Genomic DNA, 15,460 nt, shown 5'->3' on the forward strand with positions numbered 1-15,460 from the left:
AGCGGCGCAAAGCGCCGATGGGTTGGAACGAACCCGTCCCCAAATGACCCATGCTAACTATAAGAAGGACCCACCTTATGCCAACGATCGATCTTGACTCCGACCTGACCGTGTTCGAATACCCCTACCACGTGCGGTACAGCGAGGTCGGGCACCGCGGGCTCATGACCGCGCCGGCGCTCATCAACGCCTTTCAGGACTGCAGCACGTTCCAGTCGGAGGCGCTCGGCGTCGGCATGGCCTGGCTCAGAAACGAGCAGCGCGCCTGGGTGCTCACCCACTGGCAGATCGTCGTGGACCGCTATCCGTCCCTCTGCGAGGAGATTGCGGTCGGGACCTTCGCCAACTCCTTCAAGGGCTTCACCGCGAAACGCAACTTCTACATCAAGGACAACGCGGGCAAGTACATCGCGCGAGCGCAGTCCAGCTGGGCGTTTATCGATCTGTCCACCGGACGGCCCACCCGTCCCACGCCCGCGCACATCGATCCCTACGGCAGCCATGACCCGCTGGAGTTGCCCGCCGAGGACCGGCGCGTCAAGCTGCCCGACGTCCTCGAGCAGCGCGAGCCCATCATCGTCCGCCGCGGGCTGATCGACACCAACGAGCACGTCAACAACTGCCAGTACGTGCAGATGGCGCTCGAGCTGCTCCCCCGCGAGACGGCCCCGACGAGCATCCGCGTGGATTACCGTCGCGCCGCCGTGCTGGGCGACACCATCTACCCGAGCATCGGCCAGATAGGGCATCGCGCCGTCGTCGCGCTGAACGACAGGGCGGGCGCGCCCTTCGCCGTCGTCGAGCTCGCATAGGGGGCGGCTCCGATGACCCCTGCAATCGAGAACGTCGTGTTCGACATGGGCAACGTCCTGATGACTTTTGACGGGAGGTCGTTCTCGCGCAGCTTCACCGACACCGAGGACGACGCGGCGCTGCTGCACGCGGCGCTTTTCGGACGCACCGAGTGGGTCCTGCTCGACGCGGGGGCGATCAGCCATGACACGATGCGCAGGGTTGCCGAAAACCACCTTCCCGAGCGCCTGATCCCCAATCTGCATGCATGCCTGGAAGGATGGCCGCATCAGTCCCGTCCGATCGACGGCGTCTGCGACCTCGTGCCCAGGCTCAAGGACGCGGGCTATGGGCTCTACCTGCTCTCCAACGCATCGACTTCGATCGACCGGCAACTAGCCCACTGCCCCGTCTACCCCCTTATGGACGGGCGCGTGGTGTCCGGTTTCGAGCGGATGATGAAGCCCGACCCCGCGATCTTTCGGCTGCTGTGCTCCCGATACGGCTTGGAGCCGTCCTCGTGCCTGTTCGTCGACGACAACGAGGACAACTGCCGCGGAGCGGAGGCGGCCGGCATGCAGGCGTTCCACTTCACCGGCGACGCCGCGCCGCTCGAGCGCATGCTTCTTGAGGCGTAAGGGGCCTGCCGTCACGGACGGGCGGTCCTGCGGATGTCAGTGGCTCTGCAGCTCATGCCCAAGCCACTGCTCGATCATGTGGCGCGCGATGGATGCGCGTCCGGGCGGCTCGACGGCACCGGTCCCGACCTCATGCTCGAGCTCCTCGCGCGTGAACCAGCGAGCCTCGCCGACCTCCTCGTGATCCACGCGCACCTCTCCGCTCAGGGCATGGGCGCGGAAGCCAAGCATGATGGAGGCGGGAAACGGCCAGGCCTGCGAGCCGAGGTAGCGCACCTCCCCGATCTCGATTCCGACCTCTTCCATGGCCTCCCGTCGCACCGCGTGCTCCAGGCTCTCCCCCGCCTCGACGAACCCGGCGGACACCGAGTGGAACCGCGGCCGCCATGCACGGTTGTGCTGCAGCAGGATCCGGTCCTCGTCGTCGACGATGGCGGTGATGACCGCCGGCTCGATACGCGGGAACAGCAGGCGCTTCGCATCGTGGGGATTGGTGCACGCCTGGGCCCATCCGGACAGAATCGGCCGCACCGGAGCGCCGCAGGCGGGGCAGAACCGCTGCGAGCGCTGCCAAGTGCACACGGCGACCGCGCTGGTGGCAAGGCCCACGTCCCGTGCGGAGGCGCAAGGCGCAAACGACCTCAGCTCGATCCAATCGAACCTCTCGCGCAGCGACTGCACGCGATCGTCGCATGCGGGCTCAGGCCCTGCCGCCGGAACGTCATCGCGCGGGATGATCGTCCGCGGCGTCACGTCGATGCCGAGATAGGAGACACCGGGCACCTCGGTGCGATCGACCCCGAGGTAGACCGTCAGCAAGCCGTTCGCGCCGGCGAGCTCGCCAATATCTGGCGCGGAAAGGAGCGCGAGCTCGAGCTCGCCTGTGGGCGCCTGGGCATCGGGACGCGGAGCCGCCGGGTCCTCGGTGCAGGACAGCTCGCCCGTGCCGCATGACGCATGCTGCTTGGGCACGGCGACGCATGCCCCGTCAACGAGCACGACGCGCGTCGCCGCATCCCGGACGAGCCGATCGAGCAGGCCCTCGTCGCCTCGACGGTCTACATCGAGGTCGACGACCGTCTGCGACAGCGGCAGCGAGGTGAGGGTGCCCACATGGGCGAACATCGATGGCGCGGGATCTGCGGACATCGGGTGAGCTCCTTTCTCGAACGTGCATAGGGGGGACGGACCTTATTCATGCAAGTATGCATGAATAAGGTACGTCCCCCCTATGCACTTCTGATGGAGGGATGACGGACGCGCCCGGGGTTCGAGAACCGCTATCATAGAAACGGTCACATGACGCACATCACCTCTTCTCATGATGAGATTGGAAGACCTTGGCTATCTCCCCTATATTCCGATATGGCGCAACCGCCTGCTGCCTCGGCATAGCCCTGATGGCAGGGCTCTCCGGATGCGGGCGCTCACCGGTTGCCGACAGCGGATCCGCCGCCTCGACCCTCGAAGGGTCCGCGCAGTCGTCAGGGCGAAAGGTCCACGCGGCCGCCCCCTCGTTCCGCAATACCGATCTCGGCTGCGACCTGCGCCACACCGGCACCCTCGAGCTCGCGTATGCGCGAAACTTCACCGTCGATGAATACGAGGACGGATACCGCCTGGTGTGCATCTCGAACGGCGAGCGGTTCCTCGTCATCCCCGAGGGCGCATCCGTCCCGGAAGGCCTCGCTAACGACATCGCGACCATCCGACAGCCCGCACGCACGTATCTCGTCTCGACGGGCATGATCTGCCTGCTCGACGAGATCGATGCGCTCGATGAGGTGTCCGTCTCCTCGGTCACCGCCGAAGACAGCCCGAGCGAGCGCCTGTCGCAAGCGATCGAGGACGGCGCGGTCTCATACGGCGGAAAGTACAGCGCGCCCGATTTCGAGCTCATCGCAGAGACGGGCTGCACGCTCGCCATCGAGAACACCAAGATCAACCACGCGCCCGACATCAAGCAGAAGCTGCAGGACCTCGGCGTCACAGTCCTCACCGAGCAGTCCTCGAACGAACCGGAGGTCCTGGGCCGCCTCGAATGGATCAAGCTCATGGGCGTGGTGTTCGGCCGCGAGGACGAGGCGAACGAGGCGTTCGCGCGCATCGCGCAACGGGTCGAGGACACCGCCGCGCAGGAACCCGCCGGGAAAACCGTCGCCTTCTTCTACATCAACGACGACGGGGCCGCGGTGACCCGCCGCTCGACGGATTACGTCTCGCAGATGATCGAGCTCGCGGGCGGCGCGTTCCTGTCGTTCGACCCCGCAGACGATGTGGAAGGGTCGAGCTCGGTCCAGGCCGTCATAGACCTCGAGACCTTCTATTCGCGCGCCAAAGACGCCGACGTCGTGATCTACAACACGACCGTGGACTCCTCGGTGGCCTCCATCGACGACCTGATCGGCAAAAACCCGCTGCTCGCAGACTTCAAGGCGGTCCAAGAAGGCAACGTGTTCGCCTGCGACGAGGATATGTACCAGGCGATGACGAGCATGGACGAAATCATCGGCGATATGCGCTCCGCGCTCACCGGCGCCGACGGGAACGCCGGCTACATCTGGAAACTGGGGTGACGCATGAGCTTTATGAATAACAGGGGCGTCGCAGACAGCGCGGCGGGCAGGCGCTTCGCACGCGTCGTCGGCGTCAACGCGGCGCTTGCCGTCGCGCTGTTCGCCCTCATCGTTGTCAACCTGTGCGTCGGCAGCGTCGGGACCTCCCCGCTCGACGTGCTGCGCATCCTGTCGGAGGGGTCGACCGGTCAGACGGCGAGCCAGGTCATCTGGGAGATCCGTCTTCCCCGCGTGGCCCAGGCCGTCCTGCTTGGAGGGGCGCTCTCGCTATCCGGCTTCCTGCTTCAGACGTTTTTCAACAACCCTATCGCCGACCCGTTCGTGCTGGGAATATCCTCGGGCGCTCGCCTTGTCGTGGCGCTCACCATGATCGTCGTTCTCGGGGCCAACCAGGTGATGGGCTCCTGGATGTCGGTCGGTGCCGCCCTGATCGGCTCTCTTGCCACCATGGGATTCGTGCTGCTGATAGCGCGGCGTGTGCGCAGCCAGAGCATGCTGATCGTCGCCGGCGTGATGGTCGGTTACATCTGCTCTGCGGCAACGAACTTTCTTATCGCCTTCGCCGACGACCAGAGCATCGTCAACCTCCAGAACTGGTCGCAGGGCAGCTTCTCCGGCGCGCGCTGGGACGACACCGCGCTCATCGCCATCATGGTCGCCGCCACGGTCGCGGCCGTCTTCGCGCTCTCGAAGCCGCTGGGCGCATACCAGCTTGGAGAGCCCTATGCCCGAAGCGTCGGCGTCAACGTGCTCGGCCTGCGCCTGCTCATCGTGTTGATTTCGAGCCTTCTGTCCGCATGCGTCGTGGCGTTCGCCGGCCCGGTGTCGTTCGTGGGCATCGCGGCGCCCCACCTTGCCAAGCTCGCCATCGGATCGTCGCGCCCGCTGTTCGTCATCCCGACCTGCTTTCTGGCCGGAGCCGTGTTCTGCTGCGGATGCGACCTTCTGGCGCGCATGCTCTTCTCCCCCGTCGAGCTGTCCGTGAGCGCCGTCACCGCGGTGTTCGGCGCGCCGGTGGTCATCGCCCTCATGCTGAAGAGGAGGTCGTTCCGATGACGGAGCCCATCCGCCCGGCCGCGGCAAACCGCCCCGCGCTCGCCCTGCATGACGTGTCGGTCGGCCATACCGAGCGCCCCCTGGTCGAACACGTCGAGCTCGCCGTCTTTCCCGGTCAGGTCACGGCCCTGATCGGTCCCAACGGATCAGGGAAGACGACGCTGCTCAAAACCATCGCAGGCCAGCTCAGACCGCTTTCCGGGTCCATCGAGCTGTGCGGGGAAGATTTCCAGGCGATGCAGGTCTCAAAGACCGCCCGCATCATGAGCGCGCTGTTCACCGGCCGCCCCCGGACCGAGCTGCTGACGACGAAGGATATCGTCGACGCGGGCAGATACCCCTACACAGGCCGTCTGGGAACCCTGTCCGATGACGACGAGCAGGTGGTCCGAGAGGTCATGGAGGCGACGGGGACCTGGGGGCTGCGCGACCGCGATTTCGCACACATGAGCGACGGCCAGCGCCAACGCGCCCTCATCGCGCGGGCGCTCTGCCAGCAGCCGCGCGTGCTGCTGCTCGACGAGCCCACCTCGTACCTGGACATCCGCGCGCAGATCGACATGCTCCAGCTCCTGCGCCGCTACGCCCGGGAGCGCGGCATCGCGGTGCTGGCGTCGCTCCATGAGATCGAACTCGCGCAGAAGGCAGCCGACCGTATCGTCTGCATCCGAGACGGCCGGGTGCTGCGCCAAGGGGAGCCATCCGAGATCTTCACGGGACCCGTGATAGCGGACCTGTACGACCTCGACCGCTCAAGCTTTATCGACGCGTTCGGCAGCGTTGAGCTCCCCCGCCCCGAAGGCAGGCCACTCGTGTTCGTTGTCGCCGGAGGGGGAAGCGGCGCTGCGGGATGCTTCAGGGAGCTCCAGCAAGCCGGTGTCCCGTTTTCCGCCGGCGTGCTTCACGGCAACGATGTCGACGGACTGCTCGCCGCGAGCCTTGCCGCGACCGTCATATGCGAGCGGGACTTTGAGCCGATATCCGATGGGGCGATCGAGAGGGCGAAGCAGGAGATAAGGGATTGCGGCGCGCTGATCTGCTGCCTCGAGCGCTTCGGGCACATGAACGCGCGAAACGGCGAGCTCGTGGCCTATGCCCATGAGCTCGGCCAGCCCGTTTTCCCCTCCGCGAAGGCGTATCTCGATTCGCTCGATCTATAGGAGAGGCACCGAGGCGTTCGTTCCGAGCCAAACGGGGGCATGCAAATCGGGGACGTACCTCCCGCATGCAAAAATGCATGCGGGAGGTACGTCCCCGATTTGCATGCCCCACGAAAACCATGGAAGCGGACTCTTCAGCTAGCGGCTTTCCCGGTATGCCGCGGCTGCGGAGACGAAGCTCTTCCACAGGTTGAAGTCAGTCTCCATCTTGTGCCATGTGTACTCGGGATGCCATTGAACGCCCAGGCAGAAGCGCTCGCCGGGCACCTCGATGGCCTCGGGGATGCCGTCGGTCGCGCATGCCACGAGCTCGACCCCCTCCCCGAGCCGATCGACGCAGCAATGATGGCTCGAGTTCGCCTGCACGAGGTTGAAGCCGCCCACCGCGCGCTCCAGGAGCGACCCCGCCTTGATCTCCACGGGGTGCGCCGGATCGTTCAGGATCGCCGTGTGCCGCCAAAGCGCCATGCCGCTCTCGGGCTTCCTGCTCGGCACGTCCATGCACAGGCTGCCGCCCAGGGCGACGTTCAGGACCTGCATGCCGCGGCACGCGCAGAACAGCGGCGTGTGGGAGCCAATCGCCGCCTTGATGAGCTTCACCTCGAACGCGTCGCGCTCGGGGCATAGGAGCTGCTCGTCGTACGGGCTGTTATCGCCCCAAAGCGCGGGCGAGACATCGTGGCCGCCGGGAACCGCGATACCGTCGGCCATCGAGACCATCTCGGCGATGACGTCATCGTCGTCGGTGAGCGACATGACCAGCGGCAGGCCGCCGGCGGCAAGGATGGCGTCCAAAAATACGGTGGCCGCCGTCTCCTCGGGAGCCAGGCGCTCGGGCATCTTGAGACAGGGCTGGCACAGCTCGTAGCGCGGGGCAACCAGGATGAGCGGGCGGCCCGCACGGGCGCGGTTGATGTCGTCGGTATCGGCCATACTGCCTCATTTCTCAAGCGAATACGGAAAAGGAAGGGATGCGCCCGCATCCGGCACATCCCCGAGTGACGTCAGTGACCCTTGATCGAGTCGAGGAAGTCACGGGCGCGCTGCGTCGCGGGATGGTCGAAGAACTCGTCGGGCGCGCCCTCCTCCACGATCTGGCCGTCCGCCATGAAGACGACGCGGTCCGCCACGCGACGCGCGAAATTCATCTCGTGCGTCACGACGACCATGGTCATGCCGGCGCGCGCGAGCTCGACCATGACGTCCAGCACCTCGTTGATCATCTCGGGGTCGAGCGCGCTGGTGGGCTCGTCGAACATCATGGCCTTGGGGTTCATGGCCAGCGAGCGGGCGATGGCCACGCGCTGCTGCTGGCCGCCGGACAGCTGCGCGGGGACCTTTGCCGCCTGCTCGGCGACGCCCACGCGAGCCAGCAGCTCCATCGCGCGCTTCTCGGCATCCTCGCGCTTCATGCCCAGCACGTCGATGGGCCCGAGCGTCACGTTCTCGAGAATGGTCTTGTGGGCGAACAGGTTGAAGCTCTGGAACACCATGCCGAGCTCCGCGCGCATCGCGGCGAGCTCGCGGCCCTCGGCGGGAAGCGGCTTGCCCTCGATGAGGATCTCGCCCGAATCGATCGTCTCGAGGCGGTTGATGGTACGGCACATGGTCGACTTGCCCGATCCGGACGGCCCGATCACCACCAGCACCTCGCCGCGCGAGACCTTGAGGTTGATGTCGCGCAGCACGTGAAGGTCCCCGAAATGCTTCTCGACGTGCCTCAGCTCGATAACGGGCACATCGTCTCTTGTATCCATCGTCATTGGCTAATCCGATCTCTCGAAGCGGGTAGGCAAAGGTCTAGCGGATGATCTTGACGCCGAGGCGCTCGGCGATGACCGCAGACAGCTTGTTGATGGCATAGTTCAGCAGGATGTAGACCACCGCCACGGTGAAGTACATCGATACGAGCGCGTCGTAGTTGGTGATCAGGACGCGCGCGTTCTGCATGAGGTCAGGATAGCTCACCACGTACGCCACGGTCGTGTCCTTGACGACCACGACCAGCTGGGAGATGAGCGAGGGGATGACGAAGCGGATCGCCTGGGGCAGCACGATCTTGAACATGATGCGCGCCGGCCTCATGCCGAGCGACATCGCCGCCTCCACCTGACCGCGCGGGACGGCGTTGACGCCGGCGCGCAGCACTTCGGCGAGCACGCCGGATGCGGCGAGCATGACCGGGAGCGTGATCATCCAAAACGACGAGAGCTTGATGCCGTACTGGGGAACGACCAGGAAGAAGAAGTAGATCAGAAGCAGGCTCGGAACGCCGCGGAAGAAGTCCGTCACGACGCGGCACGCAACGGACAGCGGCTTGATGCCGCTCGTTCGTCCCAGCATGAGCACGAGCCCTAAGATCAACGACAGGACGCCGGCGGTCAGCGCGACCGCCAGCGTGCCGCGGAATCCCTGGAACAGGTAGCGCCAGGTGGTCGCCTGACCCAAAAACGTCCAGTAGCGCGGAGCAAGCTGCCCGGTGACGTAGAACTGGCGGACGATCAGAGCGATACCGACCGCCACCGCTGCCAGCGAGAGGACGGTACCGATGATCATGCGGCGACGCGTGCGCGGACCGGGTGCCTCGTAGAGCGCGTCGCGGATGCTCATAGGCTTGCCATGGGTGCTCATCGCAGGATCCTCACCTTCTTATCCAGGCGGTTTCCCGCAAGACCGATCACTGCGGCCGTACCGACATAGCCGAGCGCTGCGATCAGGAAGGCGAGGATGCCGCCGGTCGAGCGCGTGTTGATGTACGAGACGACTCCGGTGAGCTCCTGGGGGCTCATGGGTACCTGCGAACCCAGGGCCGTGGTGAGCATGACCGCGATAAGCAGGTTCGTCATGGGCAGGACCGCCGACCGAAGCGCCTGCGGGATCACGATCTGCTGGATGATCTGCCTGAACGTGAGGCCGAGCGAGCGCGCGGCCTCGATCTGGCCGACACCGATCGTGTTGATGCCGCTCATGAAGTTCTCGGAGCCGAACGCCGAGCCCATCAGGATCGTCGTGACGATCACGCAGGTGCGGTAGTCGAGCACGAGCCGCAGGTTCGGCAGCGCGTAGACGATGATGACGAGCAGCGCCACGCCGGGGATGTTGCGAAAGATCTGGACATACAGGTCGCCGACCAACCGTAACGGCTTGAGCGGCGAGATGCGCATGACCGTGATGGCGACCGAGAGCACCATCACGAACGCGAACGACACCGCCGTCATCCACCAGGTGGTGACAAGACCCGTCAGATATAGCTGACCGTAGGTCGAGAGCAGCTCAGATAGGCCCATGCACCCTCCTTACCACAGCAGGGCCGACGCGTACACACGCCGGCCCTGCGCCATCGCTGATGTACCGAGAAGGCACCGATCGACTCGGCTTACGCCGGGCCCGCCACGGGGCCGGCCGCCGTGCGGGCAACCGGTCGGCGCTTCCCTTGCGAAACGCGCGCCGTACCCGACGCGCACAGGACCCTTACGCCCCGATCGCGGGAGGCTCGGGGGCCTCGGCGATATCGGCGCGGTCGCCGATGCACACCTGCCACAGCTCGGACCAGGTGCCGTCCTGCTCGATGGTGGTCAAAAAGTCGTTGACGAACGCCACGCCATCGGAGTCGTGCGGAAGGCCGATTCCGTAGGCGTCGACGGGGCCGAACTCCTCGCCCGCAAGACGGTACTTGCCCGGATTGCGCGTCATGGCGCCGAGCTGCATCGTGGCGTCGATGACGTAGGCGTCGACACGGCCCTGCTCAAGCGCGGTGCGCGCCTCCTCGTCGGTCGCGAACTCCTGGATGTTCGCATCCGGGGCGTACTCCTCGAGCACCGACGGGCCCGTGGAGCCGGACTGCGCGGCGACGTTCTTGCCGGCGAGGTCGTCGACGCCGTTGATGTCGGAGTTGTCGGCCATGACGAGGATGCCCTGCTGCGTCGTGTAGTACGGGCCCGCGAAGGAGATGATCTCCTTGCGCTCGTCGGTGATGGAGTAGGTGGCGAACACCGCATCGACCTGGTCGTTAGTCAGGACGGACTCGCGCGTGTTGGACGTCACCTGCGTCAACTCGTAGGCGTCCGGATCGCCCAGGATGTAGTTAGCGAGCATCTGGAACAGGCCGGCATCGAAGCCGCGGACCTTGTTGTCCTTCTCGTTCATGAGGCAGAAGAGCATCGAGGTCTGGACGCCGCCGACGCGCATCGTACCGGCGTCCTTGATCTTGGTCGCCCAGGTGCTCGCCGCGATGGCGGCGTCGTCGGCAACGGGACCGGAGGCCACGAGCTCGTCGTAGGCCGCCGCGTCGATCTGGGTGCCCTCGGACTCCTCGGACGTGTCATCCGAGGCGGAGGAGGAACCGGCGGGAGCGGGGGCCTCCTCATCCGAGCAGCCGGCAAGACCAAAGGCGGCAACACCCGCCAGCGCGCCCATGCCGAGCAGCGCATGGCGGCGATCGATCAGGTACTGATCGCGAGAAGTCATACGAGACATAACAGAATTCCTTCCTGTCGCGTGCGAAGCGCACGAACGATACCGCAGGAGCCTGCAGTATTGACCATTGTATGCGGAAATCATACCCATTTACTCAGAATTACCTACGTTTCGGTCTCATTAACGGGATGCGCACAACCTCGCGCCCCTTGCGCATGCAAAACCCTCCAGACGACGTCTGCGGCCATACAAGAGGTCGAGCCGTCATCTGGAGGGTGCGCTCAAGGGATCGTCAGGATGATGTCGGGGCTACTCCTCTTCCCCGCCGTCCGTGAACTGCGAGTTGTAGAGCTCGGCGTAGAAGCCGTCCTTTGCGAGCAGCTCCTCGTGCGTGCCGGACTCGACGATATCGCCATCGCGCAGCACCAAGATGACGTCCGCGTTGCGAATCGTCGACAGGCGATGCGCGATCACGAAGCTCGTCCTGCCCTGCATGAGCGCGTCCATGGCGCGCTGGATGCGCTCCTCGGTGCGCGTGTCCACGTTCGAGGTCGCCTCGTCGAGGATCAGGATGGGACGGTCCGCGATGAACGCGCGCGCGATCGTCAGCAGCTGCTTTTGGCCCTGGCTCACATTGGAGGCGTCCTCGTTCAGCTCGAACGCATAGCCGCCGGGAAGCGTGCGGATGAAGTGGTCCGCCAGGGCGGCGCGGGCCGCCGCATGGACCTCGTCGTCGCTCGCGTCGGCGCGGCCGTAGCGGATGTTCTCGAGCACGGAGCCCTTGAACAGCCAGGTGTCCTGTAGCACCATGGCGAAGTTCTCGCGCAGGTCATCGCGCGCGTACTCGCGCACATCGACGCCGTCCACGCGAATCGCGCCCGCGTTGACGTCGTAGAAGCGCATGAGCAGCTTCATGAGCGTCGTCTTGCCCGCGCCCGTGGGCCCCACGATCGCGACCGTTTGGCCGGGCTGGATGTCGCACGAGAAGTCATGGATGATCGTCTTGTTGGGCACGTAGCCGAACTTCACATGGTCGAACTGGACGGCGCCCTTGCTGCGCTGCGGCAGCTCCGGCGTGGCGGCGTCGGCGGACTCCTCGGGCTCGCTCAAGAACTCGAACACGCGCTCCGCTGCCGCGGAAAGCATCTGAATCATGTTCGACACCTGCGTGAGCTGGGTGATCGGCTGCGTGAAGTTGCGCACGTACTGCATGAACGCCTGGATGTCGCCGACGCTGATGGCGCCCGCGACCGCCAGGAAGGCGCCGAACGACACCACGGCGACGTAGGCGAGGTTCGCGACGAAGTTCATGATCGGCTGCATCAGGCCCGAGAGGAACTGCGAGCGCCAGCCCGCCTCGTAGAGCAGGTTGTTGTCGGCATCGAAGTCGGCGACGGCGCGCTGCTCGCGGTTGAACACCTTGATGACGTTTTGGCCGGAGAAGCTCTCCTCGATGACGCCGTCCACCTTGCCGAGCAGCGTTTGCTGCTGGCGGAAGTAGCGCTGAGACGAGCGGACGACGAGGACGACGAGGACGAGCGACACCGGGATGGTCAGAAACGTCAGGCCGGCCAGCGCGACCGACACCGAGATCATCATGAGGGTGACGCCGATGATCTGCGTGATCGAGGTGATGAGCTGGGTGACGCACTGGTTGAGCGACTGGCCGACCGTGTCGACGTCGTTGGTGATGCGCGACAGCACGTCGCCGACCGCGTTGCTCTCGAAGTAGGACAGCGGCATGCGGTCGATCTTCTCGACGATCTCGCGGCGCATGCGGTAGCACACGCGCTGCGTCACGCCCGTCATGAGCCACCCCTGCAGGAAGTTGAATCCGGCGGAGGTGATATACAGGCACAGCAGGCCGGCGAGGATGTACCCGATACCGGCGAAGTCGATGGAGCCCGTGCCCATGATCTTGGCGCTCAGGCCCTCGAAGAGCTTGGTGGTTGCCTGGCCCAGGATGCGCGGGCCCACGACGTTGAACACCACGGAAGCGACGGCGCAGACCAGCGCCACGATGAGCGCGATGCGTTCATGTGCGAGATAGACGACAAGGTGCTTGACCGTGCCTTTGAAATCACGGGCGCGCTCAGACGCGGGCCCGCGGCGTGCAGGACCTGGCATCAGCGCTCACCTCCCTTCTCGGTCGAATCTTCTGCTGCGGCGGCGGGCTCCACGCCCTCGTCGCCGGACTGCCCCGATGCCGGGCGCGCGGGCTCGTCCAGCCCGAGCTCGGACTCGGACAGCTGGCTCTTGGCGATCTCGAGGTACTCGGGGCAGGAGTGCAGAAGCTCGGCATGCGTGCCGCGCCCCACGATGCGCCCGTCATCGAGAACCAGGATCTCGTCGGCATGCATAATCGTGGCGATGCGCTGGGCGACGATGATGACCGCGGAGTCGGAGCAGCGCCGATCGAGCTCGGCGCGCAGCGTCGCATCGGTCTTGTAGTCGAGCGCCGAGAACGAGTCGTCGAACACGAGGACCTTCGGATGGATGGCGAGGGCGCGCGCGATGGAGAGGCGCTGGTTCTGACCGCCCGACACGTTCGTGCCGCCCTGGGAGATCGGGCTCGAGTAGCCGTCCGGCTTGCCCTCGATGAACTCGGTCGCCTGCGCGATCTGCGCCGCCTGGACCATGTCCTCGTCGCTCATGGATTCGTCGCCGTACTTGATATTGCTCTCGATGGTGCCGCTGAACAGCATGCGCTTCTGCGGCACATAGCCGATGGTGCGGCGCAGTTCGGCCAAGTCGATGTTGCGGATGTCGACGCCATCGAGCGTGATGGAGCCCTCCGTCACGTCGTACAGGCGCGGAATGAGCTGCACGAGCGTCGATTTGCCGCAACCGGTCGAACCGATGATGGCGACGGTTTTGCCCGGCTCGGCCGTGAAGCTGATGTTCTCGAGCGTCGGAACGTCGGCGTCGGGATACGTGAACGTGACGTCGTTGTACGAGACGACGCCCTTCCAGCCCTCGGACCGCTCGCGCGTGACGCGCGCCTCGGGCTCGGGGTTCTTGATGGACGTCTGCGTGTCGAGCACCTCCTGCACGCGGTCGGCGGCGACGCCGGCGCGCGGCAGCATGACCGAGATCATCGTGAGGATCATGAAGCTCATGATGACCTGCATCACGTAGTTGATATAGGCCATCAGCGTGCCGACCTGAAGGTTGCCGGCGTCTACGCCCTGCGCTCCGAACCACACGATGCCGACGGTCGTGGCGTTCATGACGATCATCATCACCGGCATGAGGAACGTCATGCAGCGGTTCGTGAAGATATAGGTGCTCGTGAGCTCGCGGTTCGCCTCGTCGTAGCGCTCCTCCTCGTGCTTTTGGCGGCCGAAGGCGCGGATGGGCATGATGCCGGTGAGGATCTCGCGCGCGATGAGGTTGTTGCGGTCGACGAGCGACTGCATGATCCGGAACTTGGGCATGGTGACGCCCATGAGCACGCCGATCGCGATGGCGATGGCAACGATGGCGACCACGAGGATCCATTCCATCCCGGTGGGGGTGGTCAGCACGCGCACCACGGCGCCAAGGCCCATGCAGGGGGCGAACAGCACGATGCGCAGGCACATCACGGTGATCATCTGGATCTGCTGGATATCGTTGGTCGCGCGCGTGATGAGCGAGGCCGCGGAGAACTTGCCCATCTCCGCCGGCGAGTAATCGAGCACGCGCTCGTAGAGCTGATGGCGAAGGTCGCGACCGATGGCGGCAGACGTGCGGCTCGCGTTGAGCGCCGCGAGTATGGCGCATGCCGCCGAGGCGAGCGCATACCCGAGCATGGTCAGGCCCTGGCTGAACAGGTAGTTGCTCTGCACCGCCGTCAAGTCGACACCGGCATCGCGGTACGCGCTCTCGACGAACTCGATGGCGCGCGACTGGATGATCGAGTCGCCGTTGTCGCCAAGCTGGCGGGTCAGGGTCTCTCGGGACTCGACGAGCTGGTCTTTGGTCACCACGCCCGCATCGACGAGCCTCTCGATGTCAGCGATGTCGATGGTGTCGCCGAACATCTGCCGCATGAGCTCGACCGGGTCGGCCGATGCCGCCGGCGCCTGCTGGGCGGTGCCTGCGTCCGCGGCGGAAGATTCCGTGGCCGCGTCGAACTCGTCGATTGAGACGCCCTCCATGAACTGATAGGCGAGCATCTCCGCCTCGCCCATGAAGCCCTCCAGCGACTCGCGATCCGAGCGTGACCCCGTAAACGTCCGGACGCCGTCGGCGTCGGGCTCGCTGAAATGGGGCTCGACCTGATCGACCTCGGCATCGCTCAGGAACAGCTCGACGCTCTCCAGGTCCTCCGACGTGATCTCATCAGGAACCGTGCTTGAGATACCGCCCTGGCTGATGCCGACATCCACGATGTCGCTCATGACTCCGGGCAGCGTGAGCTCGAAGTTCGCCTGCGCGAAAAGCAGCACCAAGGCGATCAGAAAACTGAGCTTGTGGTTCTTCAGGAAGCTGAAAATCCTCACGCGTCCCATCCCCTCCTCATATTGTCGTACCTATACACAACGGCTCATTCTTTCCGAATGACATTCGGAAATTCGCGCGACCCTCGGATTCATAAGAACCCAACAACTTAGGCACCTAATTTTTTTGCAAATCGGGGACGTACCTTCCGCGTGCATCTTTGCAAATCGGGGACGTACCTTGCGCGTGCATGTTTGCATGCAAGGGACACCCCTTTGATGTTGGCGATGGCTATGCCTCCGGATAATTCAAGCATGCCCTGTCGCGCCATGAAAAAAGGCACCCAATGGGTGCCCAGTAGTTCAAAATATACCGTCGGTAACGGTTAACGCGATGT

At 65.0% G+C, this 15,460-nt stretch carries 13 protein-coding genes; 5 read left to right on the forward strand and 8 right to left on the reverse strand.

Annotated features, from left to right (window positions below):
• Positions 1–77: 77 nt before the first annotated feature.
• Together QVN30_RS07190 and QVN30_RS07195 are read left to right on the forward strand one after the other, a co-directional pair.
• Positions 78–812: an acyl-[acyl-carrier-protein] thioesterase gene (locus QVN30_RS07190; RefSeq protein ID WP_289835909.1), complete on the forward strand. Its 735-nt coding sequence runs from the start codon at positions 78–80 to the stop codon at positions 810–812.
• Positions 813–824: 12 nt separating this feature from the next.
• Complete coding sequence (locus QVN30_RS07195; RefSeq protein ID WP_289835910.1) at positions 825–1,430, forward strand: HAD family hydrolase; 606 nt, start codon at positions 825–827, stop codon at positions 1,428–1,430.
• Between the two features lie 36 nt (positions 1,431–1,466).
• On the opposite strand, the gene nudC is transcribed toward QVN30_RS07195, so the two are convergent.
• On the reverse strand, positions 1,467–2,579 hold the full coding sequence (gene nudC / locus QVN30_RS07200; RefSeq protein WP_289835911.1) for an NAD(+) diphosphatase: 1,113 nt from the start codon (positions 2,577–2,579) through the stop codon (positions 1,467–1,469).
• Between the two features lie 251 nt (positions 2,580–2,830).
• Between nudC and QVN30_RS07205 the strand changes: the two genes are divergently transcribed.
• Genes QVN30_RS07205 through QVN30_RS07215 form a run of 3 tightly spaced genes read left to right on the forward strand, consistent with a single transcriptional unit; the run spans position 2,831 to position 6,222 of the window.
• Entirely contained in the window at positions 2,831–4,006 is a 1,176-nt protein-coding gene (locus QVN30_RS07205) for an ABC transporter substrate-binding protein (protein ID WP_289835912.1), read from the forward strand.
• Between the two features lie 3 nt (positions 4,007–4,009).
• Positions 4,010–5,062, forward strand: a complete 1,053-nt coding sequence (locus QVN30_RS07210; protein WP_289835913.1) for a FecCD family ABC transporter permease — start codon at positions 4,010–4,012, stop codon at positions 5,060–5,062.
• Positions 5,059–6,222, forward strand: coding sequence for an ABC transporter ATP-binding protein (locus tag QVN30_RS07215; protein WP_289835914.1), 1,164 nt, complete (start codon positions 5,059–5,061; stop codon positions 6,220–6,222). The genes QVN30_RS07210 and QVN30_RS07215 overlap by 4 nt, the downstream gene beginning before the upstream one ends.
• 138 nt (positions 6,223–6,360) lie before the next feature.
• Here the strand turns inward: QVN30_RS07215 and QVN30_RS07220 are convergent, their stop codons facing one another.
• The 7 genes from QVN30_RS07220 to QVN30_RS07250 all read right to left on the reverse strand — a co-directional run bounded on the left by QVN30_RS07220 (position 6,361) and on the right by QVN30_RS07250 (position 15,134).
• The gene (locus QVN30_RS07220) at positions 6,361–7,155 is read right to left on the reverse strand and encodes a gamma-glutamyl-gamma-aminobutyrate hydrolase family protein (protein ID WP_289835915.1); all 795 of its coding nucleotides are present in this window, start codon (positions 7,153–7,155) and stop codon (positions 6,361–6,363) included.
• 71 nt (positions 7,156–7,226) lie between these two features.
• Positions 7,227–7,985, reverse strand: a complete 759-nt coding sequence (locus tag QVN30_RS07225; RefSeq protein WP_435051631.1) for an amino acid ABC transporter ATP-binding protein — start codon at positions 7,983–7,985, stop codon at positions 7,227–7,229.
• A 37-nt stretch (positions 7,986–8,022) separates the two neighbouring features.
• The gene (locus tag QVN30_RS07230) at positions 8,023–8,853 is read right to left on the reverse strand and encodes an amino acid ABC transporter permease (RefSeq protein ID WP_289835917.1); all 831 of its coding nucleotides are present in this window, start codon (positions 8,851–8,853) and stop codon (positions 8,023–8,025) included.
• The gene (locus QVN30_RS07235; protein WP_066832429.1) at positions 8,850–9,509 is read right to left on the reverse strand and encodes an ABC transporter permease subunit; all 660 of its coding nucleotides are present in this window, start codon (positions 9,507–9,509) and stop codon (positions 8,850–8,852) included. The genes QVN30_RS07230 and QVN30_RS07235 overlap by 4 nt, the downstream gene beginning before the upstream one ends.
• Before the next feature lie 184 nt (positions 9,510–9,693).
• Positions 9,694–10,698 (reverse strand): glutamate ABC transporter substrate-binding protein, encoded by a 1,005-nt coding sequence (locus QVN30_RS07240; RefSeq protein WP_289835918.1) that lies wholly within the window; start codon positions 10,696–10,698, stop codon positions 9,694–9,696.
• Positions 10,699–10,947: 249 nt separating this feature from the next.
• The gene (locus QVN30_RS07245; RefSeq protein WP_289835919.1) at positions 10,948–12,765 is read right to left on the reverse strand and encodes an ABC transporter ATP-binding protein; all 1,818 of its coding nucleotides are present in this window, start codon (positions 12,763–12,765) and stop codon (positions 10,948–10,950) included.
• Positions 12,765–15,134 carry an ABC transporter ATP-binding protein gene (locus QVN30_RS07250; RefSeq protein ID WP_289835920.1) on the reverse strand — a complete coding sequence of 790 codons (2,370 nt, stop codon included), beginning with the start codon at positions 15,132–15,134 and terminating at the stop codon, positions 12,765–12,767. Before QVN30_RS07250 ends, QVN30_RS07245 begins: the two co-directional genes overlap by 1 nt.
• Positions 15,135–15,460: the final 326 nt, after the last annotated feature.

Origin of the sequence: Collinsella ihumii, assembly GCF_030385545.1 — a bacterium.
Taxonomy (GTDB): Bacteria; Actinomycetota; Coriobacteriia; order Coriobacteriales; family Coriobacteriaceae; genus Collinsella; species Collinsella ihumii.

Coding starts and splice junctions, on each gene's coding strand:
- QVN30_RS07190 (WP_289835909.1), top strand. CDS start 78: ATGCCAACGATCGATCTTGACTCCGACCTGACCGTGTTCGAATACCCC.
- QVN30_RS07195 (WP_289835910.1), top strand. CDS start 825: ATGACCCCTGCAATCGAGAACGTCGTGTTCGACATGGGCAACGTCCTG.
- nudC (WP_289835911.1), bottom strand. CDS start 2,579: ATGTCCGCAGATCCCGCGCCATCGATGTTCGCCCATGTGGGCACCCTC.
- QVN30_RS07205 (WP_289835912.1), top strand. CDS start 2,831: ATGGCAGGGCTCTCCGGATGCGGGCGCTCACCGGTTGCCGACAGCGGA.
- QVN30_RS07210 (WP_289835913.1), top strand. CDS start 4,010: ATGAGCTTTATGAATAACAGGGGCGTCGCAGACAGCGCGGCGGGCAGG.
- QVN30_RS07215 (WP_289835914.1), top strand. CDS start 5,059: ATGACGGAGCCCATCCGCCCGGCCGCGGCAAACCGCCCCGCGCTCGCC.
- QVN30_RS07220 (WP_289835915.1), bottom strand. CDS start 7,155: ATGGCCGATACCGACGACATCAACCGCGCCCGTGCGGGCCGCCCGCTC.
- QVN30_RS07225 (WP_435051631.1), bottom strand. CDS start 7,985: ATGACGATGGATACAAGAGACGATGTGCCCGTTATCGAGCTGAGGCAC.
- QVN30_RS07230 (WP_289835917.1), bottom strand. CDS start 8,853: ATGAGCACCCATGGCAAGCCTATGAGCATCCGCGACGCGCTCTACGAG.
- QVN30_RS07235 (WP_066832429.1), bottom strand. CDS start 9,509: ATGGGCCTATCTGAGCTGCTCTCGACCTACGGTCAGCTATATCTGACG.
- QVN30_RS07240 (WP_289835918.1), bottom strand. CDS start 10,698: ATGTCTCGTATGACTTCTCGCGATCAGTACCTGATCGATCGCCGCCAT.
- QVN30_RS07245 (WP_289835919.1), bottom strand. CDS start 12,765: ATGCCAGGTCCTGCACGCCGCGGGCCCGCGTCTGAGCGCGCCCGTGAT.
- QVN30_RS07250 (WP_289835920.1), bottom strand. CDS start 15,134: ATGGGACGCGTGAGGATTTTCAGCTTCCTGAAGAACCACAAGCTCAGT.